Annotated in this window: 19 protein-coding genes and 1 tRNA gene; 4 read left to right on the top strand and 16 right to left on the bottom strand. The window is 59.1% G+C overall.

Features of this window, described 5'->3' with window-relative positions; genetic code table 11:
• Window positions 1–6: 6 nt before the first annotated feature.
• The 11 genes from I2E69_RS04110 to I2E69_RS04060 are packed head-to-tail and all read right to left on the bottom strand — an operon-like array spanning window position 7 to window position 12,535.
• Window positions 7–1,485 carry a lipopolysaccharide biosynthesis protein gene (locus tag I2E69_RS04110; protein ID WP_195458944.1) on the bottom strand — a complete coding sequence of 493 codons (1,479 nt, stop codon included), beginning with the start codon at window positions 1,483–1,485 and terminating at the stop codon, window positions 7–9.
• The gene (locus tag I2E69_RS04105) at window positions 1,466–2,554 is read right to left on the bottom strand and encodes a hypothetical protein (RefSeq protein WP_195458941.1); all 1,089 of its coding nucleotides are present in this window, start codon (window positions 2,552–2,554) and stop codon (window positions 1,466–1,468) included. Before I2E69_RS04105 ends, I2E69_RS04110 begins: the two co-directional genes overlap by 20 nt.
• An 8-nt stretch (window positions 2,555–2,562) precedes the next feature.
• Window positions 2,563–3,168 carry an acyltransferase gene (locus tag I2E69_RS04100; protein ID WP_195458939.1) on the bottom strand — a complete coding sequence of 202 codons (606 nt, stop codon included), beginning with the start codon at window positions 3,166–3,168 and terminating at the stop codon, window positions 2,563–2,565.
• A gap of 32 nt (window positions 3,169–3,200) precedes the next feature.
• On the bottom strand, window positions 3,201–4,319 hold the full coding sequence (locus tag I2E69_RS04095; protein WP_195458938.1) for a glycosyltransferase family 4 protein: 1,119 nt from the start codon (window positions 4,317–4,319) through the stop codon (window positions 3,201–3,203).
• Window positions 4,316–5,512, bottom strand: coding sequence for a glycosyltransferase (locus I2E69_RS04090; RefSeq protein WP_195458936.1), 1,197 nt, complete (start codon window positions 5,510–5,512; stop codon window positions 4,316–4,318). The genes I2E69_RS04095 and I2E69_RS04090 overlap by 4 nt, the downstream gene beginning before the upstream one ends.
• Window positions 5,509–6,399 carry a glycosyltransferase family 2 protein gene (locus I2E69_RS04085; RefSeq protein ID WP_195458934.1) on the bottom strand — a complete coding sequence of 297 codons (891 nt, stop codon included), beginning with the start codon at window positions 6,397–6,399 and terminating at the stop codon, window positions 5,509–5,511. Before I2E69_RS04085 ends, I2E69_RS04090 begins: the two co-directional genes overlap by 4 nt.
• A gap of 4 nt (window positions 6,400–6,403) precedes the next feature.
• On the bottom strand, window positions 6,404–7,945 hold the full coding sequence (locus tag I2E69_RS04080) for an O-antigen ligase family protein (RefSeq protein ID WP_195458932.1): 1,542 nt from the start codon (window positions 7,943–7,945) through the stop codon (window positions 6,404–6,406).
• Between the two features lie 34 nt (window positions 7,946–7,979).
• A complete protein-coding gene (locus I2E69_RS04075) occupies window positions 7,980–10,172 on the bottom strand; it encodes a GumC family protein (protein ID WP_195458930.1) in 2,193 nt (730 codons plus the stop codon).
• 12 nt (window positions 10,173–10,184) lie between these two features.
• Window positions 10,185–10,997, bottom strand: a complete 813-nt coding sequence (locus I2E69_RS04070; RefSeq protein ID WP_195458928.1) for a TolC family protein — start codon at window positions 10,995–10,997, stop codon at window positions 10,185–10,187.
• A gap of 3 nt (window positions 10,998–11,000) precedes the next feature.
• Window positions 11,001–12,170 (bottom strand): sugar transferase, encoded by a 1,170-nt coding sequence (locus I2E69_RS04065; RefSeq protein WP_195458926.1) that lies wholly within the window; start codon window positions 12,168–12,170, stop codon window positions 11,001–11,003.
• The gene (locus tag I2E69_RS04060) at window positions 12,167–12,535 is read right to left on the bottom strand and encodes a PleD family two-component system response regulator (protein ID WP_195458924.1); all 369 of its coding nucleotides are present in this window, start codon (window positions 12,533–12,535) and stop codon (window positions 12,167–12,169) included. The genes I2E69_RS04065 and I2E69_RS04060 overlap by 4 nt, the downstream gene beginning before the upstream one ends.
• A gap of 288 nt (window positions 12,536–12,823) precedes the next feature.
• Between I2E69_RS04060 and I2E69_RS04055 the strand changes: the two genes are divergently transcribed.
• Together I2E69_RS04055 and I2E69_RS04050 are read left to right on the top strand one after the other, a co-directional pair.
• On the top strand, window positions 12,824–13,222 hold the full coding sequence (locus I2E69_RS04055) for a response regulator (protein WP_195458922.1): 399 nt from the start codon (window positions 12,824–12,826) through the stop codon (window positions 13,220–13,222).
• Window positions 13,219–15,186, top strand: coding sequence for an ATP-binding protein (locus tag I2E69_RS04050; RefSeq protein WP_195458920.1), 1,968 nt, complete (start codon window positions 13,219–13,221; stop codon window positions 15,184–15,186). The genes I2E69_RS04055 and I2E69_RS04050 overlap by 4 nt, the downstream gene beginning before the upstream one ends.
• Window positions 15,187–15,494: 308 nt before the next feature.
• Here the strand turns inward: I2E69_RS04050 and I2E69_RS04045 are convergent.
• Window positions 15,495–15,569: transfer RNA gene (locus I2E69_RS04045), tRNA-Thr, on the bottom strand.
• A 130-nt stretch (window positions 15,570–15,699) separates the two neighbouring features.
• Between I2E69_RS04045 and I2E69_RS04040 the strand changes: the two genes are divergently transcribed.
• Together I2E69_RS04040 and I2E69_RS04035 are read left to right on the top strand one after the other, a co-directional pair.
• Window positions 15,700–17,172 (top strand): carbon starvation protein A, encoded by a 1,473-nt coding sequence (locus I2E69_RS04040; protein ID WP_195458918.1) that lies wholly within the window; start codon window positions 15,700–15,702, stop codon window positions 17,170–17,172.
• The gene (locus I2E69_RS04035; protein ID WP_195460051.1) at window positions 17,153–17,845 is read left to right on the top strand and encodes a tetratricopeptide repeat protein; all 693 of its coding nucleotides are present in this window, start codon (window positions 17,153–17,155) and stop codon (window positions 17,843–17,845) included. Before I2E69_RS04040 ends, I2E69_RS04035 begins: the two co-directional genes overlap by 20 nt.
• Window positions 17,846–17,932: 87 nt before the next feature.
• Here the strand turns inward: I2E69_RS04035 and I2E69_RS04030 are convergent, their stop codons facing one another.
• From I2E69_RS04030 to I2E69_RS04015, 4 genes are all read right to left on the bottom strand, one after another.
• A complete protein-coding gene (locus I2E69_RS04030; RefSeq protein WP_195458917.1) occupies window positions 17,933–18,508 on the bottom strand; it encodes a thymidine kinase in 576 nt (191 codons plus the stop codon).
• Window positions 18,509–18,832: 324 nt separating this feature from the next.
• The gene (locus I2E69_RS04025; protein ID WP_195458915.1) at window positions 18,833–20,308 is read right to left on the bottom strand and encodes a hypothetical protein; all 1,476 of its coding nucleotides are present in this window, start codon (window positions 20,306–20,308) and stop codon (window positions 18,833–18,835) included.
• A 12-nt stretch (window positions 20,309–20,320) separates the two neighbouring features.
• A complete protein-coding gene (locus tag I2E69_RS04020) occupies window positions 20,321–21,232 on the bottom strand; it encodes a DUF4843 domain-containing protein (RefSeq protein WP_195458913.1) in 912 nt (303 codons plus the stop codon).
• 10 nt (window positions 21,233–21,242) lie between these two features.
• Complete coding sequence (locus I2E69_RS04015; RefSeq protein WP_195458910.1) at window positions 21,243–22,691, bottom strand: RagB/SusD family nutrient uptake outer membrane protein; 1,449 nt, start codon at window positions 22,689–22,691, stop codon at window positions 21,243–21,245.
• Between the last annotated feature and the right edge of the window lie 3 nt (window positions 22,692–22,694).

Raw genomic sequence — 22,694 nt, 5'->3', positions numbered from 1 at the left:
GCGGTTTTATTTTCCGGGCCGCAGGCGTGCTGCGAGCTCTTTCAGGTTATACACTCCGCCCAACTGGATGTAGGCGAGCCAGACGGCCAGCGCCGCGGCACTTTTCGCGGCCAGTGCCGCCAGAAGGGGCGTTTGGGCCGGCAGCGACCACGTCAGGGCGGTCAGCGTGAGCGACAGAATGGCCGTCAGCAGCAGCGGCGAGAGGAAACTTCGCCAGAAGGGGCCCCATTTCATGCGGAGCGTCAGGCAGAACATGGCGTGGTAGCACTGTACGAAGTTGACGGCAAACGAGATGCAGATGGCCCATGCCACGGCTTCGAGCGTCCCGAAGGCGAAGATGCCGGTGCAGATGGCCGCGACGTTGAGCGTCGCCGAGAACAGGCCGCAGATGAAGAGCATCCGCGTGGCGTTGGCGGCCTGGAAGATCGAACCCGAAGTCGACATGACGATCTGGATGCCGACCGAAAGGGCCAGGATCCGGAACGCCGGGACCGACGGCATCCACTGGCCGCCGAAGATGATCAGCACGAGCTCCTCGGCCGTGAACCACAGCACCGCCGAGAGGGGCAGTCCGATGAAGGCCAGCAGGTGGATGACTTTCATATACGACGCGCCCAGTTTTTTCAGGTCGTCCTGCATGTGGGCGAAAACCGGGTGCATGACGGGCGAGATGACGAAGGCGATGTTTTGCAGGGGCATCATCATCAGGCGGTACGACTTGTCGTAATAGCCCAGGTCCGAGAGGCTCATGTAGCGGCCCATGAGCAGTTTGTCGAGGTTGCGGCTGAAGAAGTTCAGCAGTTGGAACGAGAACTGGTAGGCCGAGAACGAAAAGACCTTGCGGATCGCATCGTACGAAGGCCGCAGGCGGATGCGGAGCGGATATTCGCGGTAGTTGATCGCGAAGAGCATCAGGCTCGAAAAGACGGGATTGATCGTCAGGGCGACGATGCCCGCCCCGGCGTAAGCCGCGATGATGCCCGCCGCGCCGCCGACGATCTGCACCGCCAGCGAGCGCACGGCGGCGAAGCGGAAGCGTTTGTCGCGCATCACCAGCGAGTTGGGAACGATGTTGGCCGTGGCGAAGAACAGGTTCACCGCGAGGATGCGGCAGATGTCGCGCAGTTCCACGGAACCCTCGTAAAAGGAGGCGATCAGCCCCGAGGCGGCGAAGAAGAGCAGGGCGATCACGGCCGCGGACCACAGCGTGAGCGAGAAAATGCCGCTCAGGTCGTGCTGCGAGAGGTTCCGGTGCTGGATGACGGCGGGTCCGATACCGAGGTCGCTGAAGATGGCGAAGAAGGCGATGATCACCGTGGCGATGTTCACCACGCCGAACTCCTCGGGGGAGAACAGGCGCGAGAGGACGGCTGTCACGAGAATCGTCACCACGACGCCCGCGTACTTGGCGACCGAGGTGTAGAAGACGCCCGAGGCGAGTTCGCGGCCTACGGAATGGGGTTGCTTATCGTCGTTCTGTGTCATGGAGTTGTTGGTAAAGTCGTCCGTAGGCTGCGGCGATCTGCGGCAGGCGGAGGTGTTCGAGGGCATATTTGCGGTTCTCGTCGCCGTGCCCTGCGGCCGCGAGGCGGGCCGCTTCGGCCAGCGCGTGGTTCACTGAGGCGGGGTCGGCCGGGTCGAAGACCGGATTTCCGGTTTCGGCCAGGATTTCGCCGATGTTACCGGAGTTCGGTCCTGCGACCATGCGCCCGAAAGCGAAAGCCTGCGGCACGTTGCCTGAGTTGAGGATGTCGGTGCGCTGGATGAAAATCACGTCGGCAGCCGCGAAATAGGCCGGCAGGTCGGTATCGGAAATCAGTCTTTCGGACGACGTGATGCGGCAGTGCAGCACCTTTTCGATGGCGTGCGCCGCGAGGTAAAGGGTCTTCACGGCGAGGCGTTTCAGTCCCCGGTGGTGCGACCCGTTGAGGACGTAGGGCCACAGGCGGGGCGCCAGCAGGAACTTTCCGGGTTTGTGCAGTCCGCGGAACGCCTGCCATGTGAGGCGGCGCTCCCGGTCGTGGCGGAATGCCCCGAAGGCCAGCATCACGAACGCATCGGCCGGAACCCCCAGTCGCCGCCGGGCATCGTTTCGCCCGATATCGGCATAAAGCCCTTCGTAGATGTGGTGCGGGATTACGACCTGGAGCTGCCGTGAAGCGGGATAGGCCGCGAGGAACTCCCGGCGGCTGTAATCGCCCAGGTGGACTACGGCGTCGGCATTCTCCTCGGTCAGCCGGTAGGCCTCGGCCAACTGCGCATCGCCCTTGTGGGGGCGGGTGTTATGGCGGGTATAAACGACCGGGATGCCGCGCTCGTGCAGCATCCGGAACCGTTCGCGCAGCGCAGCGACCCGTTCGGCTGTGGGGTAGCTCCACCCGAAGAGCTCTTCGGGCCATTGGAGGTGTACCACGTCGTAGGCCGCGGCGTTGTTCCAGAACTCTTCGGCCGAGCAGACGACCTCGAATCCGCAGGTGCGGATGCCCTCTGCGAGCAGGCGCACGAACGGGTTGTCGCTCAGACCCGAGGCTTTGTAGACGATCAGTATTTTCATGGCCTGCATTAAACCCGGACCCATTCTTTCTTTTCGTGGTCGTAGCGTTTGACGACTTTGGCCGGATTGCCTACGGCCACGCAGTAGGACGGAATGTCTTTGGTGACGACCGAGCCCGCACCGATCTGGCAGCGCTCGCCGATCGTGACACCGGCCACGATGGTCGAATTGGTCCCCAGGTGGGTGTAGTCGCCCACCTTCACGGGGCGGAGCATCAGCGGCTGGAGGTTGGGGTCTGTCGTGACATCCTCGTAACCGTGTATGAGGCCCTGCACCGAGACGTGCTGGCCCAGGAAGACGTAGCGGCCGATGTCGACCGGCCCGACCACCACCGAGCCCAGGCCCACGCGCGAGCCTTCGCCGATCCGCACGTCGCCGGCGCCGTTGTTGACCACGGCGAAATCTTCGATCTGGGCATCCCGTTCGAGGAGGAAGCGATGCCACGGGAAGATGTCGGCGCGGGCATACCGCGCTATTCTGGAACCCCGCCCCGCCGGGTGCAGCAGGGGACGCAGCAACCGGAGCCACCACCGCGGCCGAGGCCGCTTGGGCGAGGACAAAAACCACAGCGCGAGGCGTCTGAGCCGGGGATTTTGTTTGATAGTTTCGATCATTATTCAGGCGTATTTTTACAAAGATACGGAATTTACGGGATGAGTTGTTCGTAAAGCGCCAACAGTTTTCGTGCGGTCTGCTCCCAGGAGAAAAGCTTTACCCGTTCGAGTCCGTAGGCGATTTTTTCGGCGCGGAATGCGGCGTCGGTTTCGAGCCGCACGAGGGCGTCGGCGATTTCCGACGGTGCTGTCGGATCGACGAGGATGGCCCCTTCTCCTGCGATCTCGGGGATCGCCGAGGTGTTCGACGTGACCACGGGGGTTCCGCAGGCCATCGCTTCGAGTTGCGGGATGCCGAAGCTCTCGCGCAGGGAGGTGTAGAGGAACGCCGCTGCACCGTTGTAAATGGCCGGGAGGTCGCTGTTGGGAATGTATCCCGGTATGCGGAGCATCTTTATCAGCTCCGGTTCCCCGATCTGCTGGAGGATCGATTCCGCGGCCTGCACCGTGAGGTCGGCGACCAGCAGCGGCAGCGGACTGGCCGAGCGGCGCACGTATTCGGCATAGGCGCGCAGTGTCCCCGGGGTATTCTTCTTGGGATCGGTGTTGCCGAGAAAAAAGAGGTATTCCGGGTCCGGAAGATATTTTTTCGTGACTTCGGCCGTGTCGTCCATCGGCCGGAAGCGCGTGTTGTAGCCGTTGTGGATGGCGGTAATCCGCTCGGGGTCGAGACCGAGGGCCGTGCGGATGCGGTCGCATTCGAATTGAGACACGGTGATGATTTTCCGGCATTTGGGCAGGATGCGCGGAACGACCAGGCGGCGGTACTGCCGCCCGAGCGATTGGTAGAGCGACGTGTTGCGGGCGGCCTGTTTTTCGAGGAAGATGATGTCGTGGAGCGTCACCACGAGGGACGTCGATCCCCACACCGGGGCGGTGTTGCTCGTGCAGTGCAGCAGGTCGGGCCTGATGCGTGCCACGGCCCGCGGCAGCGCCCATTGTTCCCACAGGGGATACGACGGGCAGCGGAGCGTCAGGATATGCACGTTGGGTGTCTCCTCCAGACAGCGGTCGGGACCGTCGCCCACGAGGATGAAGTATTCGTTCCGGGTGTCGAGCCGTTGCAGGCAGCGGATGGTTTCGAGCGCTACGAAGTCCATGCCGTGTTTGTTGGGGCGGAAAATGCGCTGTGCCTCGATGGCGATTTTCATGGAGCGGGTTCGTTTTCTTTCGGGGCGGCGTCGGCGGCTCCGGTATGTTGGGTGTGGATGAACTTGTCCTTGGTTCCGCCGAGACGGAAGAGGTTGGCGACGGTGAGCAGCACCAGAACCGGGATTCGGCGCAGGGCGTGGCCCAGTTTGGCGTCGGCCTGGCCGTCGGGCAGGGCCATCGCCATCGCGAAGAGCAGCAGCAGTACGGCGACCCACCATTTGACCGACCCCCACGGGTCGAGGACAGTCATCGCGACGGCCCACATCGGCACGAGCCCGATGAGCAGCATCCGCGGGGGCAGACACCACTGCACCAGTTTGTCCACATAGTCGTAATTAGCGCTGAACAGGGCTGCCGGCAGGTTTTTCAGGGCCGAGCCGAGGGCGTAGAACTGGGCCGCAATCCAGCGCCGGCGCTGGTTATAGTAGGCTCCTTCGGCCTGCACTTTTTCGTCCAGTACGAAGAGGTCGTCGAGGTATTCGATAAAGATGCGCTGCTGCAAAAGCAGTACTTCGAGTTCCTTGTCTTCGCCCGAGGTGCAGCATTTGCGGATATTGTCACGGAACCAGTCGTAGCGGAAAGCCATTCCCGAGCCGATCAGCGCCGACGAAAGGCCCAGCGCCACGTGGCCGCGGCGGAAAATCGAATTGTTGATCTCTTCGCTGGCGGCGTCCAGCACCGCCGTGTCGCTGTCGCGGTTCTTGGCCGTGCGGTGGGCCTGTACGGCTACGATGCCTGCGTCGAAGACCTCGTTGATGCGTACGGCGAAACTCCCGTCCACGAGGTTGTCGGCGTCGAGGATCGTGACGATCTCCGCCGCATCGGGACCCAGCCGGTCCACGGCGGCCGTCAGGGCTTTGGCCTTCGAACTGTTTTCGAAGGTGACTTCGATCACCGTCAGGGGAAGTTTACGCAGTTCCCCGAGCGTTTCGGGTTTCAGTTGGTCGGCGATCACCACCACGCGGTGCAGCTCCGCGGGATATTCCTGCGCGAGCGCCGCCTGCGCCGTGCGGACGATCACTGCGTCGGCCTTGTAGGCGGGAATCAGCGTCACTGTACGGCGTTGTTTGCGAGCCGGGGGATAAACGTTTTTACTCCGCGGCATCGAGAAGGCCGCAAAGAGGAATAGGTAGAGCACCGGGAGCAGCAGTGCCAGGACAAACAGCCAGTCGATGATGGTTACCGCGATCATTCTTTTCCGGTTTTATGGCGCAGGAAATCCCGGCAGCCGCGCAGGGCGGCCGCTGCGAGGTCCCTGCGGCCGTGCAGCAGGGCTGCGGCGACGCTTTTGGGAAGCGCTACGCCCAATTGGTAAATTATCGAAAGCCTCCGTGCCGCGCCGCGCCGGTTGCGGCGGGCGAACAACAGGCGGTTGCGTGTGAGGTAGTAGCTCCTCAGGGGGCTTTGCTGGCCCGTGGTGGCGCTCTCCTTGTGGAAAACGGTCGCCCGCGGATCGTAGACGATGCGGTAACCTGCTTCACGGAGGCGTTCCGACCAGTCCAGTTCTTCGTAGTAGAGAAAATATTCTTCGGGCATCGGCCCGGCCTTTCCGACCGCCTCGCGCCGTACCATCATCGCCGCGCCGTGGGCGTAGGGCGTCTCGTGCGGTGTGTCGTAGAAACCGTCGTCGGGTTGTCCGAATCCGATCAGCCCGTTGCGCAAGGTGATGCGCGTCAGGGGCGTGTAACCCGCAAACTGGATGGCCTGCGGAGGCGCCCAGAAGCGGATTTTGGGGCAGACGGCGCCGATCGACGGGTCGGCGTCGAGTGTCTCCGCGAGGTGGTGCAGCGTGTTGTCCGTCACCTCGGTGTCGTTGTTGAGCAGCAGCAGGCAGTCGCCCGTGGCCGCCCGGATGCCGAGGTTGTTGCCGCCTGCGAACCCGAGGTTTTCGTCGCTGCGCAGGACGACGATGTCGGAATAGCGTTCCCGCAGCAATGCGGCTTCGTCGCGCGCCGAACCGTTGTCGACGACGACGATTTCGAGCGGAGTCGTGACGTGCCGGCGCAGCGAGTCGATCATCGCCGCCGTGAGCGCGAACCCGTTGTAATTGACCGATATGATGGATATGCGTGCTTTCATGCCGTTACTCTTTTGCCAATGTCGAGGGAAGCGCCGTCCGGCTGCGGGGGTTCAGGGCCAGGAGGTTTTTGCCGGGAACGGCATGCTTCTCCAGCTCGGCCTCCTCCAGCTCCTTGTCGAAGCGCGGGGAGAGGAAAATAAAGGCCATGCTCATGTAAATAATAGCGCCCGTGGGAATCTGCCCCAGCACCTCGTTGCCGTAAGACATCACCACGACGCCCGAGATGCCTGAGATCAGTGCCGCCGTAAGTCCCCGCAACTGGTTGTTGCGCAGCCGGAAAGCCACCAGGAAGGCGCCCCGGCCCAGTATGTAGAGCAGGATGCCGATGTGCAGCAGCAGCCCGACGATGCCGGTTTCGACCCAGATCATTACGAACCATGAGTCGGTGGGAATCTGCGACAGCGGCGCATTCGGGGCGAAAACCTTGGCCTTGCCGCCGCCGTGTCCGAGGCCTGCGCCGAAGGGTTTGTCCTTCATCAGCGCGCGGATCCGGTCCTGGTTTTCGAGGCGCACCTGGAACGAGGCGTCCTGGGTGTTGAAGGCGCTTCGGGCGCGGCGGATGATGGAGTTGCCTTGTCCGATGCTTGTGAAGTTGAGGAAGATGAAGGCTCCGATAATCAGGATTACACCTGCTATCACCATCCGGAAATTACGCGAGAGCACCACGAATACGGCATAGCCGGCAAAGGGAACGGCCAGAGCGCTGCGCGTTCCGGAGATCAGCATGCCGTAGCATGCGGCCGCGGCCACTGCCAGCAGGTAAATTTTCATCCACCGGTTTTCGTAATAAAGCGCCGAGATCGAAAAGACGACCATTGCCAAACCCATTCCCGCACCGAAATTCGCCGCGTCGCTGTACACCGAGAAGTAACGCACGCCGGTGTAGATGATGTGCGTGACGGATCCGCCCTCGACGAAGAGCCAGTAGTTTTCGGCCGCGTTGAATCCGACGTATTTTTGGACGAGGGCCTTCAGTACGGCGACGAGCGTCAGCACCGACCACACCACCAGCATGGCTTTCAGGTATTTGTAGCGGGCCATCGTAAGTTGTGTGAGCACGACGATCAGGAAAAAATAGAAAGCCAGCGAACGGATGGCCATGGTCCATCCCTTGGGCGAGATGCTTTGGGGATTGAAGAGTTCGAGTACGCAGTAGATCATCCAGATCGCCGAGGCGAGGGTCACTCCCGTAGCGGCGCGCCGCCACTCGACCCGTTGCACGAGGGCCTGCATGAGCACCATTGCCACGTTGAAGAAGATCGCGCCGTCGAGGATCAGTCCGACCGGAACGCCGTGCAGGAACTCGCGGCCGAGGTACATGATGAAGTAGTTGAGCACCAGCATCCCCAGCATCGAGACGGCCGGGTTGCGGAGCGAGAACCACAGTGCGCAAAGGCCTATCGGAAGCATCGACACGGCAGCTCCCGCCGGCAGTCCGTAATGGGTGAAGGCGTAGGCGATAACGGTTACGCCTCCGGCAATGAGCAGTCCCACGGCTATGCGGGGAATGCTCAGCGAGGCAGTTATGTTACCGTGAAGTTCCATCCGCAACGTGTTTGCTGAATTCCGTGCGGACGGATTATTTTACCGCGGTGAATCCGAACTGGCTGATCTGATAGCCCAGCCTGCGCAGGCGGCCGAAGGGCGGGAGCAGGCCCGTGAAGGTCTGCACGACATCGCGGCTCGCGTAGTTGAGGAAGAGCACCGTGGGGGTCTCCCCGGCCATTTTCTCGCCCTTTTCGAAGAGCAACTGGTCGGTGTCCTTCCAGGTGCGGTTGGCGGGGGCTACCACGATGTTGAGTTCCGCGCTTTGCAACAGTTCCTTCGATACAGGGCTTTCATTCAGGGGCGGGTATTCCACGAGCACCACGTCGGCCTCGGCGAACGGAATTTCGCCTTCGGCGTCGTGGACGAAGTCCCCGAGCCGCCCGGCGAGCAGGTAATCCCGCTGGTGGGCGTCGAAATCCTTGTTCCACGACACGGTGCGCACCTTCATGCCCGTTTCGCGGAAATGGTCGGCGAGGTATTCGACGAGGGTCGATTTTCCGTCGCCCGGCTCCGTAGAGAGGATATTCAGGATGTTGGGCCGTTTGCTCGGATCGAAATAGTTGAGCACGGCATTACCCATGAAACGGGACGAAATCTGCCGGTATTGCTGGGTATAGCGCCGCTGGCCGAACCGGCCCCGGCCCGGGAAAGCCCCGATGACCTTGCCGCCGGTGATGCGCTCGGCGCGGATCTTGTCGCGCAGCGTGCGGTCGAGCAGTTCGAGCAGGATGAAGATGCCGAGAATGAAGACCAGCGTGCAGAAGAACGCCGCGGCGACCATCATTTTGCGCTTGTTCGGCTCGGCCGAAATGGGCAGTACCGGCGGGTTGATGATTTTGAGCGTCGCCGAGGTCATCTGCAGGTTTTTCTGGCGCAGGCGTGCCGTGTTAAGCGCCTGGAGCATCGAGAGGTACGACTGTTCGGTGAAGCTGATCAGGCGGTTTTTGCGTTTGAGCGTCGAGCCTACCGGAGCATATTGCACGTAACGGTCGTCGAGCGATTTTTTCCACTCGTTCACCACCTCCATCTCGGCCTGCGATTTGGTCGAGAGCAGTACGGCGTCGAGCCACTGCTGGACCAGCGATTCCGTGGAGATGCCCTCCTTGGTGTATTGCTGTTGGGAGATGGCCGCGGTGATTTGGCGCAGGCTGTCGGTCGCCAGTTGCATCCGGGCTTGCAGGCGTCCCACGTCGATGGGCTGGACCACCGGCTGCCGCCCCGATGCGGGGTCGGGAATAAAAGCCTCCGCGGCAGTGATTTGCGCCTGCAGGTCGCTGATTTTGTGGAGCTGTTCGACGAATGCCGCATTGTTGTGGTAGATTTGCAGGTTTTCGAGTTGCGCCTCGATTTTCTGCCGCAGCGATTCCGAACTGTTGAGGTTCAGGCGCGTCTCCTCGTAACGTAGCTCGAAGTCGCGTGAGAGGATGGCGATGTGTTTGGTCTGCTCGTCGTAGTTGATGATCAGGTTTTCGACGCTGTAATCGCGCAGCGAATCCTCCTGCTCGCGCAGTTCGTTGCCCACGCGGGCCAACTCCTGTTCGAAGAACTTGATGACACTGTTGGTTTCGCCGTAGCGCAGTTCCTTGTATTGGTTGACGAACTCGTCGTTGAGGATATCCAGCGTGTTGTAGACGACTCCGGGGTCGTCGTTTTCGTAGCTCAGTTCGAGCATGTCGCTGTTGGCGATGCGCTTAACCTCGATCTGGCTCAGCGCCTGGTAGCTGTAATAACGGTGCGTCCAGTGGAAAAGGCCGTAGACGTGGTTGCCGTGCTCGGGAACCTCGTAATCGAGGAGATTCTGGTAGGTTTTCTGTTCGCTGCTGCGGTCGATCAGGGCCAGTACCGCGGGAGGCGTGTGCTCGATTTCGCTCCGGTAGTTGCGGGCGTAGATGTAGCCGTTTACATCCTTTTCGGGGTCGCCGTTGACCATATTCCGGGCGTAGAGGCGCAGCGAAACGTTGTGCAGCGTCGATTGCGACTTGATGATGTTGATCAGGTTGTCCATCGCGTTGTTGATGATGTTCCAGTCCTGACGCGATCCTTCGCCGTTTTCGAGGTCGTAACCCGACACGATTCCGGTGTAGATGGTCGATGTCGAGCGGTAATAACGCGTTTGCCGGCCCATATAGAAGTAGACCAGCAATCCGACCGCCACTGGACAGATGATGAGCCACCATTTGATCCGATAGAGGAATTTTATAATGTATGCGATATATGTCGTCATGTGCGGGGCGTTTTATTTTGTCGGGGCGGGTTGGCTGATGATCGGGGTCTTCGAGAGTACTTCCAGTTGCAACAGCGCCTTGTTGAGCAGCGAACGGGTCTGTTCGTATTCGCGGACGGTCGAACTTTCGATGCTCTTCTGGCGGCTGAGCGTCTGTGCGTCGATCTTGCCGTTCACGAAATCGGCCTCGGCGGCAAGGGACTGCGCCTTGGCGGCCACCATCGAACGGGCCGAAGTCTCCAGCAGCGAGAGGTTTTCGACAGCCGAGGTGTAGCATTCGATAATCTTCAGGCAGATTTCGTCGTACCAACTGTTCATCTCGTACTCGATGCTTTCGAGCCGCTTGCGCTGCTGCTTGATGCGGTTGCGGCGGTTGAAAATCTCTTCGAGCGGCAGCGAAATGCCGGCTCCGACGGTCCACCAGGCCTGGGTGGTTCCCGTTACGTTCTGGATAATCGGGAGGTTTATGTCCTGGTATATCTGGCTGTTGACATCCGTCGATCCGTAGCTGTACTGGGCGTTGAGCTTGATGTTCTTGAGCCACGAGCGGCGCAGGGTCTTGATCTCACGCTCCTCCTGTTCCTTGGTCGAGGCGAACTGGTTGACCTGCGGCGAACGTTCGCGGGCGTTTTCCAGCAGCACGTAGAGGGGCGGCAGGTGAAGGTTCATATACGATTCGGCCGACATCCGTGCCAGGTCGGTGTATTCCGAGTAGACTGCCGGTGCGGCCGTCGTGCTGTCGCCGGTATGCTGCACGTCCGGAGCCTGCGCCCGGAGCAGGGCCGGGAGATACATCAGGACGGGTAAAAGCAGGAACTTTTTCATGGTTTAAACATTTTCTTTCTGGATGAACGCCGTGAATGTACGCAGTATTATCTTCAGGTCGAACCAGGGTGACATTTTCCGGGCGTATTCGATGTCGAGCTGCTTGCGCTGTTCGGGCGAGAGTTTGCCGGCTCCGCCGCGTTTCTCGACCTGCCACAGGCCCGTAAGGCCCGAGGGGCACATGAAACGTTCGATGTATTCGTCGCTGGTGAGGCGTTCGGCCTCGTAGAGCGGCAGGGGGCGGTTGCCCACGACCGACATGTCGCCCCGCAGGATGTTGAACAACTGCGGCAGCTCGTCGATGCTGTATTTGCGCAGGAAACGGCCCAGCCGGGTGATGCGGGGATCGTTCTCGATCTTCACGAAGGCGTTTTCCTGCTCGGTGTCCACGATCTGCTGGTGTTCCTCTTCCGGAATCGCGAAATCGTCGGCGAAAAGCATGCCGCTTTCCATGTCGGCGAGCAGCTTCTTCATCTCTTCCTCGTCGAGCGAAATTTTCGATGCTTCGGCGTTTTCTTCGTCCGAGGCATACTGGTTCAGGTCGCTCAGTTCCTTGAGACGCTGATCGGCGTCGGAGCGCATCGAGCGGAACTTCAGGAAGTCGAAAACGCGGTAGTTGCTGCCCACGCGCTTCGACCGGTAGACGACCGGTCCCGGGCTGTCGAGCTTGACGGCGATGGCTACGACGAGCAGCAGCGGCGAGAGCACGATGATCGCCCCGAGCGAAGCCGCGATGTCGAAGGCACGTTTCCAGAGCGGCATCCGGAAAACCCGCACCTCGTCGTTTTGGTGTACGACGGGCTTGTGCGAGAAAGTGTAATCGGTCATGAACCGCAGCGTGTGCTGGAAATCTTCGTCGGAAACGTCGCCCGCCACGGCGCTGTTGACTCCGGCGCGCAGATAACTGCGGCGTTCCTCGTCGCGGAGTTGGGCCGAAGTGATCAGAATAATACCCGTTTCAGGGAACCGCGACCGCAGGAAACGGATGTTGCTGTAATCGGTTCCGGGGTCGTGCTGCTCGTAGAGGACGTAGGCGTGTTCGGCATGCAAGGCCGTGAGCGCGGTCATCGCCGAAGCGATGTCGCTGACAACGCGCATCTGCCCGCCGGTGAGTCCGGCGAATCGGGTCGTATGGTCGCCCCGGCCTTTTATGTAAATAACGGGGTATTTCAATCGAGAATCTTTTTGATGCGTATTTTCAGTTCCATCGGGTTGAAGGGCTTGACGATGTAGTCCTCCGCGCCCTCTTCCAGCAGCCGGATGCGTTCCGAGGTGCTGTCCTCGCTCGAAAGCATGACGACCGGAATCTGCCGGAAAAGCTCGTTGTGCTTGAGGTAGGCGAGGAATTCGTCGCCCCGCATCTCGGGCATGCGGATGTCCGAAATGATCAGGTCGGGCATGTTGCCCTGGTTTATCCACCCGATGGCTTCAACGGGATTTTGTTTGTAATAGCAGTCGTAGTCCGCCTGGAGGTATACGTAAAGGATTTTTGCGATCTGTTCTTTGTCGTCGACGATCAGCACCTTTTTTTTGTTCATGTTACTGTTGATTTATCCCGATTTTCCGGCCTTGCCGGGTGTTTAGCGTATATTTGAACGTAAAGATAATGATATAAATCTGAATCTTGCATGCAAATATCGGTAAAAAAAATGAAATGTATACTATTCGGGGCAAATAGCCTATCAAAAACGGCCGATTTTGGCTGTTTTTTGCCTTCTGAAATCCTTTTTCCGGAGTAAATAGTAATAGGTATTCAAAAAATTGTTAACTTTGTAACTGATGCGGTCCCCGGTTCTACTCCGGAAACCCTAAAATTTGCACGGTCTATGGAGTGTGAACACAGCGGCGTCCCTTCGCGGCGCCGGATCCTTGTCGCAGAGGATAATCCGAGTAACTATAAACTCGTCGAGGTGTTGCTTCGGCGGGACTATGACCTCGTTCATGCGGTAAACGGGGCGGAAGCCGTCGAACTTTTCAAGGCACAGGGTGCAGACCTCGTGCTGATGGACATCAACATGCCCGTCATGGACGGTTACGAGGCGCTCCGCCTGATCCGGGAATTGTCTGTCGGCGTTCCGGTCATTGCGCTTACGGCCTATGCTTTTGAAACCGACCGCCGGCGCATGTTCGAGGCCGGTTTCAACGAATGTCTTGCAAAACCCCTCCGTGTGGACGAACTTCGCAACAGGGTCGCCCAAATGTTGGAGGGAAATAGAAACCTATGAGAAAAAACTACGCGATAAAACCAGGCTGGCTGCTGCTGCTTTGCTGCTGCATCCAGTTGCTGCCCGCATTCGTGCAGGCGCATGAAACCCAGGGGCGCGAGAGTATTCTGATCATTTCGTCGTATAACCCCGACACGCGCCGCATGTCGAGTTTCATCACCGATTTCGAACAGCGCGTCGTTGCGTCGGGCGTTCCGTGCGACATTTACGTCGAGACGCTCGAATGCAAGGGCATTGCCGATGCGCCGCAGTGGATGTCCCAGATCGACAACCTGATCACGCGTTACGAGAACCGCCAGTTGCGGGCCGTCGTGCTGCTGGGGCAGGAGGCATGGGCCTCCTTCGTGTCGCTGGGCCGTATCCCCGAGGGGGTGATGTGTTTCAGTTGCTTCGCCAGCGAAAATGGCGTCATGCTGCCTGCGCCTCCCGATTCGTTGCAGACGTGGAAACCCCGCATGGTCGATTACCAGGGGATGAGCGACAGCCTGAACATGGTGGGCGGCATGCTCAACCGGTACGACATCCGGCGTAATATCGACCTGATTCGTACGTTCTATCCCCAGGTGGAAAATATCGCTGTCGTGACGGACAACACCTACGGCGGCATTTCGTTGCAGGCCCTTGTGCGCGAGGAGTGGAAGGATTACCCCGACCTCAACCTCGTGCTGGTGGACAGCCGCGACGGCGAGGACGCTGCGTTCCAGACTTATGCGTCGCTGCCGCCCCGTTCGGCCGTGATGCTCGGTACATGGCGCGTGGGCAGCGACGGCGAGTATTTCATGCAGCGGTCGCTGAACGACCTGGTGCAGGGCAATCCCCGCATCCCGGTCTTTTCGGTGACCCGTACGGGTATCGGCGACGTGGCGATCGGCGGTTACGTACCCCAATATGAAAACGGTGCGGAGATCATCGCGGCACAGATCAAGGATTATTACGATACGGGCAAACTCGACAAGACCCATTTCCATACGAGCAAGAACCTCTATCTGTTCGATTCGCGCAAACTCAAAGAGTGGAAGATCGCCGAATACGCCCTGCCCAAAGGCAGTGTCATCGAAGATACGATGGCGGCCAAGTTGTCGAAATACTCCCACTACATCGAATTGCTGGTGCTGGGTATCGCCCTGCTGGGGCTTCTGCTGTTCTTTGTGACGTGGCTGTTGCTGCGTATGCGGCGGCTGAAGCTCACGCTCGAGGAGCGCGAGGGACAGTTGGTCATCGCCCGCGAGAAGGCCGAGGAGTCGGATATGCTCAAATCGGCGTTCCTGGCCAACATGAGCCATGAAATCCGTACGCCGCTTAATGCCATCGTGGGCTTCTCGTCGCTGATGCAGAGCGAGGAACTCTCGCAGGAGGAGCGTGCCGAGTACTGCGCCATCGTGGTGAACAACTCCGAGATGCTGCTCACGCTGCTGAACGATATTCTCGATATTTCGTCGCTCGAATGCGGCAAGATCAAGTTCAACTACGCTTCGGAAGATATCGTGCAGATTTGCCAGCACGTGATGATGACTACGGCCCATACGCGCCAGGAGGGGGTCGAAGGCCGCCTGGAATGCCCTGTCGAATCGTTCATGCTGACCACCGATGCTCACCGCCTGTCGCAAATCCTTATTAACCTGCTCACCAATGCCGGTAAGTTTACTTCCGTAGGCAGTATCACGTTGGGTGTGGAGATCGACAAGGAGCGAAACGAGGTGCTCTTCTCGGTGGCCGACACCGGCCCGGGTATCCCGCTCGACAAACAGGAGATGGTTTTCAACCGCTTCGAGAAACTCGACGGCAACAAAAAGAAGGGCACGGGACTGGGCCTTGCCATCTGCCGCCAGATCGCCATGATCGTCGGGGGCCGCATCTGGGTGGACCCTAACTATACGGCCGGCGCCCGCTTCGTTTTCGCACATCCTATCGGTCTCGACCCCGGTGGAGAGAACCGTGAGGGGGGGGGGATTTCAACCCTGTAAGCAGCGCAAGTCCCTCTCTGTGAACAAAGACGGCGGACTGTCCTCCGACGATAAATAACGCCCGGAAAACCGTACATAAAAGGCCCATGATTTCATGGGCCTTTTATGTATCGGTGTGGTTGGGTTCGGTTTTCAGGATCGTCGGCAGCCCGGGACGCCGCAATGACCTGCCAGCCCCGGCTCTTGTCCTTGGTCCTGATCCGGGTATAAATCGGGACCTCTCCCGCCGGAAGCTGAAAACGAAAAAGCCTTGCTTACATTGATAAGCAAGGCTTTTTGCGATGATGACATGACCCTTTTCACGTCTCTGGAGCTGAATCCGAGATTTGAACTCGGGACCCCTTCATTACGAGTGAAGTGCTCTACCGCTGAGCTAATTCAGCCTTTGGGGAACACGGAGGTTCCCTTTGGGATTGCAAATATCTGAAAAATATTTTTTTCTCGCAACAATTTTGCGAAAATTCTCGCTTTTCTTGCTATATTCGCGTTTAAACTGACCCCAAGCTATTCGCGATGATTACTTTCCTGGTGTGCCTGGCGCTGTTGCTGGCCGCATATTTTACTTATGGACGCTATTTGGAGCGGCTTGTCGGTATCGACCCTGCGGCCCAAACCCCATGCAGCCGGCTTTACGACGGTGTAGACTATGTACCTCTTCCCCGTTGGCGCATCTTCCTGATCCAACTGCTCAATATTGCGGGCCTCGGCCCGATTTTCGGCGCCGTGCTCGGTGCGGCCTACGGCCCCGTGGCATTTTTGTGGATCACCTTCGGCGGTATTTTCATGGGCGCCGCGCATGATTTCATCGCCGGGGTCATCTCCCTGCGCCACGACGGTGCGAGCCTTCCCGAGACCGCAGGAGTGTATCTGGGCAATGGCATGAAGATCGTGATGCGGCTCTTCTCCGCAGGACTTATGATCCTTGTCGGGGCGGTGTTCCTTTCGCAGCCTGCCTCGCTCGTCGCTAACCGCCTCGATATTCCGGCGCTCGAAGGTATTGCCTTCGGAGGGTTTTCGTGGCTGCTGCTGATTGTGTTGGGCGTGATTCTCATCTACTACATTGCCGCCACGCTGCTGCCCGTCGACAAGATTATCGGCCGTATTTACCCCGTCTTCGGATTTGCTTTGCTGTTCATGGCCGTGGGTATCCTCGTCGTGCTGCTTTTCGGCGGGGAATATACCATCCCGGAATTCACCTCTTTTAAGAACTGTATCGCCGATGCGAAAGAGTTTCCGATCGTTCCGATGCTCTTTACGACTATCGCCTGCGGGGCTATTTCGGGTTTCCACGCCACGCAGTCGCCGCTGATGGCCCGCTGCATGCGTAACGAGCGCGAAAGTCGCTCGGTCTTTTACGGCGCGATGATCTCCGAGTCGATTATCGCCCTCGTCTGGGCGGCTATCGCCATGGCTTTCTGGGGCGATGTCGCGGGGCTCAACGGGGCCATCGCCGAATACGGCGGACAGGCGGCCGTCATGGTCGATGTTATCGCCAATGCGACGCTGGGGCCCGTGCTGGCCGTCTTTGTCATCTTCGGCGTGGTGGCCTGCGCCATCACCTCGGGCGATACGGCCTTCCGCTCCGCGCGGCTGATCGTCGCCGACTTTATGGGAGTCGAACAGCGCACGCTGCGCAAACGCATTTATATCTGCATTCCGCTCTTCGCGCTGGGGCTGCTCATTATCTTTGCACTGCCGTTCCAGGCCATGTGGAGCTACTTCGCGTGGATGAACCAGACCCTCGCGGCGGTGACGCTCTGGATGATCGTCGTTTATCTTCGTCGTCGGGGACGCGGCGTCTGGGTGGGGCTCGTCCCGGCCCTCGTCATGACGTATGTCTGCGCCAGCTATATTTTCGTTTCGCCGCTGATGCTGGGCATGCAGAACCGTACGGCAGCCTACCTGCTGGGCGGCGGCGTGACGCTGGTGGTACTCCTTGCAATGATCTTCAAACTCAGAAATAATGATGCAAAAAGCATATCTTAACCCTACGCCCGACCAGACCTTCGAGGTGGTCGGCGAAGGACCCTATAACTTTGCGAAAATCCTGGCGCACACCCGTGAGATGCAGACGGCCGGCGATGTCGAAGGAGCCTGCAACGAGCGCTTCCGGGCTTTTCAGCGCCTCGCCGAGCTGATTCCCGAGGACGAGGAGGTCAATCTCGAATGGAACCACCGCAATTCGCGTGCGGCGCTGGAGCTGATCCTCGCCTCGGCCATCGACCACTTTTTGATCAATGATTTCGAAATGTCTGCGGCGCTGCTCGAAATGCTGTTGGAACTCGATCCCGAGGATCATCTGGAGGGGAGTGAACTGCTGGCTTTCGACTATCTGGCCATGGACGAACAGGAGTTGTTCGACGAGGTGATCAACGATGTTTCGGACAAACATCCCGGGCGCGAGGTGCTGTTGCTGTGGTCGGCTTTCCGCCGCGACGACAAGCTGCCCGAAGGGGAGTTGCAGCGGTTCCGGACACGCTTTGCGCCCTGGTTCGCCGAATTCACCGCCGCTGAACATCCGGCCGACGAGGCGTATCTGCGCGACATCGAGAGCGAACGACCCTCACCCGCCGCACAGGCCCGCGAACTGTGGCTGCAAACCGAGAACCTCTGGGTGCTCTGGCCCGGGTTTATCGACGCCCTGCGCGCCGCCCGCTGACGAAATCGCCGGGCATTCCCGGGAAAAGAAAACCGCAATCCAGGTTTTGGGATTGCGGTTTTATCATTGTCGGCCTGTGGCCGGGAGTTACTCTTTCCCGCCGTTCGCCAGCTTGTTGAAGCAGTGGCGGCAAATGGGTTCGTAGCTGTCCTGCGCACCGAGCATCACCTGCTTTTCGTCGCTGGTGAGACGGTGCGAATGGTGCGCGAGGTTGCCGCAGCGGACGCAGATGGCGTGGACCTTGGTGACGTATTCCGCAGTGGCCATCAGCGCAGGCATCGGGCCGAAAGGCTTCCCCGTGTAGTCCATGTCCAGCCCGGCGACGATCACACGCACGCCGTTGTTGGCCAGCCGGCGGCATACATCGACGATGCTCTCGTCGAAGAACTGCGCCTCGTCGATACCTACTACGTCGACATCGGCGGTCATCAAGAGGATGTTTTGCGGCGATTCGACGGGGGTGGAGCGGATAGCGTTCGAGTCGTGCGACACGACCTCCTCCTCGGAGTAGCGCACGTCGATCCGGGGTTTGAAAATCTCGACTCGCTGGTGGGCGAACTGGGCCCGTTTCAGGCGGCGGATCAACTCCTCGGTCTTTCCCGAGAACATCGAGCCGCATACGACTTCGATCCAGCCTTTGCGGCTGGCATTTTCTAAAAACATAAGCGGTAAAATTGTTCCTTTTTGTTCGTTCGGTTTTGCTCGCCGCCGTTACGTCCGTGTCCGTCTCCGCGGCTTCTGTTTTCGTGCAGACAATCCCTCTACCCCCCCCCTCTGAAAAGGGGAACTTTACAGGCTCGCTTTCCGGTTTATTCCCTGCCTGCATAATTCGTCAGAGGTGTTCCTGCCAACCGGCATACAAAGATAACCTGTTTTTTCTTTTTTGCAAAGCAAAACCAGGGCTATGCAGCCTGTGGATTTCCTGAAAACGATCCGGCCCTCCCGTGAGGGAAGGCCGGATCGGAATGAGGATGGCCCGACGCGTCGTCAGTTCGATGTCGGGAATTTGTACGTCACGGCCACGGGCTTTTCGCAGATGCCGACATACTCTTTTACAGCCTTCATCGTCTTCAGGCTGTATATGTAGAGGCTGCCGGGCTTGCGGTCTTTCGCCGTCGGATTGTAGGTGGCGATCAGCAGCATGTCGTCGTCGATCACCGTCGACGAAGTCGAGGGTTTGGCGTTGCTGCAGATAGCCATGATCTGTTCGCCGTCGGGAAGTGTGATGTCCGCCTTGTCGCCCTCGGCCGGAAGCGTGGGGCTGACACTGGTCATCGCCCAGTGGTAGATTTTGTTGTCGTAGTTGTAATAGACGTTGTCGTTGAGTTTGGTCGGGATCATCGTCGAGTTGCGGTCGATCAGCGCCGGAAGGTTCTCGTTGTACTCGATCACGGTGTTCTGCGCCGAGATGCCGGAGTTCGACTTGATGACCTGGATTTTACGCGGCGTACCTTCGGTCGAACGGGCGATGACGTAGTAAGCTTCCGTCCCGACGCGCGTTCCTGCGGCGTTGACGGCCTCGAATCCCTCGGGAATGGGGAAGCCCTTGATGTTCGAGTTCGGGAAGCCGACCACGCCGTTTTCGCTGAACAGCAGTGGTACGCGCGTGCCGCTGCTTGTCGTGGCGTAGTAGCTTTGGTAGCCGTATTTCACCGGATAGGGCGTCTGGCGTACGGCCAGCAGGTCGGCCGTGAATTCGTAGCGGTAGGCTTTGCCGTCGTCGCCGATGGCATAGGAGAAGTGGCCGCGCGTGGTTTTCTCGCCCAGGATCCGGCCCGTGCAGGTCCCGTATTCCTCCATGGCTTTGACGCGGAAAGTTACCTCCATCGTCGTCGGGTCGAGGCGGTAGACCGAACCGTCGGCGTCGCCCGAGGTCATGAGTATGCCCGACTCGCTGGTCGACGAGAAGACATAGACATCGCGCATGTTGCGGAAGTCGTACTGCGGGTTGATCGTCAGCAGGTCGTCCCATACCTCCTGGGCGCCTTCGGCCTCCTCCTGGGGCGAACGCTTCTTGACGAAGGCCAGCGAACCCGCCCCGTCGTTGTCGTTGCAGAGGACGAGGTAGCCTTCGTCGAAGCCGGCCTGCACGCGCAGTTCGTAGTAATGGAATCCGATGCTCTCGCCGTTGTCCACCTTCAGGCGCAGTACGTAGCTGCCGGCATTGTTGAATGTGTAGTCGAGCGTCGGCGAATTGGAAAGGAACATGGTGTCGGCCATGCCCGGAAAGTCATCCTTGGGTTTGCCGTAGGCCCACTCGCAGTCGACCGCCTGGCCGTTTGCGCTCTCGATGCGGATTTTGTCGAGGTGGAGTTTCTCGGTCGCCTTGGTGTAGATCGTCTGGTCCAGGCCGGTTACCGTTATCGGAGCCAGTTCTCGGAAGTTTTCCTCTTCGAGGCCGTAGCAGGAAGCCAGCGCGATGCCGCAGCAGAGCGGCAAAAGGTATTTCAGCAGGTGTTTCATAGTCGCTCGCGGTTAATAGTTATAATCCGGGTTACGCCACCCCTTCGTGGTTACGTTCACCGACTTGTCGGTGTAGACTTCCGCGTCGGGGTAGTTGGTCGAATAGTAGTCGAACATGGGGCAAAGCACGTAACGCACCCATGCCAGCTTCTGGGGGTTGTTGCTGCGGACCATAAAGCCCATGGTCATCTCCGCAAGTGTCCCGGAGGTGGTGACGTATGTCTTATTATCGATATTTTCGCCGTACTGCTCGATCATTTTCTTGTAAAGCGAAGGGTTGGTTTCGCCGATACCGTGGTAGAATTCGAGCAGTTTGCGGTATTTGCCGGGCGTGAAGATACCGAGGTACATGTACCATTCGTTGTTGGCGTCGTAACGCCACCAGATCGGGCAGGCGGGTTCGCCGTCCGAGATCAGGATGCGGTAGACGTTGCGGGGTACACCTTCGAACAGGTCGTTTTCCGCGATCTGAAGCACCAGCGATGCGGTTTTTGTCAGGATTTTCTCGGTGCGTTTCACCGTCACTGCGATCTCTCCCTCCACGGCGCCTGCCGGAATGAAGAGCTGCCCCAGCGTGTAATCCTCCCCTTCTTTGGCGTCCACCAGTTCGCGGTGAATACCTCCCGACGTGAAATACGACGTGGTGTCGTGGATGGCCGTTACGGCGAACGTACGGTCGTAGTCGGCTATCGTGCCCATGAGGGATACCGTAACCTTGGCCGGAAGTTCCTTGACCGATTCGTCGAGCAGGGCGAACGATACGTCGGTCGAGATGTATTTGTCGAGGTCCGCGCCTTTGCCGGTCGAGAAATAGAGTTTGCCTTTCCGCGAAGTGTCGTATTTGAGCCAGGTATCGCCGCACGATACGAATCCCGCGGCGATGCCGGCCAGCAGGATGATGTTGAATAATATATTGCGTTTCATAAGGCTTCGGTTATTGTCTGTAATTGTCTTCCACGCTTGGCGGAATGGGAATCGTGTAGGTTGCGTCGTCGGTTCCGGAGAACGTACCGGCGCCGGTGAGTTCGATGTCCTTCTGCAGGCGTTTCATGTTGAAGAAATCCTCGCCGTCGGCATAGAACTCCTTGCGACGTTCGTTGAAGATGTTGTCGGCGGTGATTTTGCCTTCGCGCTCCTCGAACGAGGTCAGGTCGCGCGAGGTCACTACGGCGTCGAGGTATTTCATCGCCTTGCCGGGATCGGTCGTCAGGTTGGCTTCGGCGACGATGTAATACATCTCGGGAATGCGGATCAGGCTCAGACCCGGGATCGAATTGCCGCTGTAAGTGGGGCTCGATTCGCCCGATGCGTACATCTTGTTGAGGTGCTTGATGCATTGCCCCGTTGCGGAGTTGAACCATGTGCTGTAACGCTTGTCGCTGCCGGCCTCGTCCGTGGCGTACACTTCGCGGTATTCGTCCGATAGTTCGATGTTGGCGCCGCTGTCGATGTGGTATGTGTAGAAATTGGAGGTGTAGGGCAGCGAATAGAGTCCGCAGATGGTCTCCTGCATGTTGAGCGTTCCGGCTTCGACGGCGTTCCAGGCTTCGGCAGTGGTCATCAGCGGGAATTTGCCGCTGTCGATCACCTTTTCGGCATAATCCGCCGCCAGGTCCAGTTTGCCCATCGTCCAGTAGGCGCGGGCCAGCAGCGCCTGCACGGCGTAAAGGTTGAAGTGGGTGATGCGGCAGCTTGAAAATCCGTCGGCGGCGTTGGTGCGCGCGGCGGTGACCAGGCTTTCGTCTTCGGCGAGATACCCTTCCGCGTCGGTCAGGTCCTTGACGATCTGTTCGAAGACTTTGTCCAGCGAACTGTAAGGGGTGACTTCGATGCCGTACTTGGTCACGTAGGGAATCGCTTTGGCCTTGGCCGCAGCGTCCCCCGAGGCGAACGACACGGCGAACAGGCGCGCCATCTCGAAGTGCAGGAACGCGCGCAGTGCGAGCAGCTCGCCCTTGTAGAGTTTCACGTGGCGGTATTCGGTGTCCGACTTGGGCAGGATGTGCATCAGGGCCTTGTTGACGTGGCCGATGACCTTGTAGCCTGCGATCCAGATATTCTCGGCGGCGGTGACGGCGTTTGTCTGCTTCCATTGGCGCTGGACGAGGTAAGCCGTGTTGTCGTTCGAGTCCACGGTGAAGTTGCCGATCATCAGTTCGGGGTACTTGAACGAGAGCATCATGCTGAACAGGCTGTTTCTGTTCGCGAAGTTGCCCATCTCGGCATAGATGCCGTAGATGGCGTCCTCACAGCCTTCGGCTGTCGAAAAGAGCTTCTTGTCAGTCACTTCCGATTTTGGGTTGACATCGAGGTATCCCTCGCAGCCGCCCAGCAGCGGGAGGAGCGCCAGTAAGATATAACCGTATATTTTTATGCGTGTCATAAT

The sequence above is a fragment of the Alistipes sp. D31t1_170403_E11 genome (assembly GCF_015553985.1).
Lineage (GTDB): Bacteria > Bacteroidota > Bacteroidia > Bacteroidales > Rikenellaceae > Alistipes > Alistipes montrealensis.
Note: the sequence above shows the minus strand (reverse complement) of the source record. Positions and strands in the feature narration are given on the sequence as shown.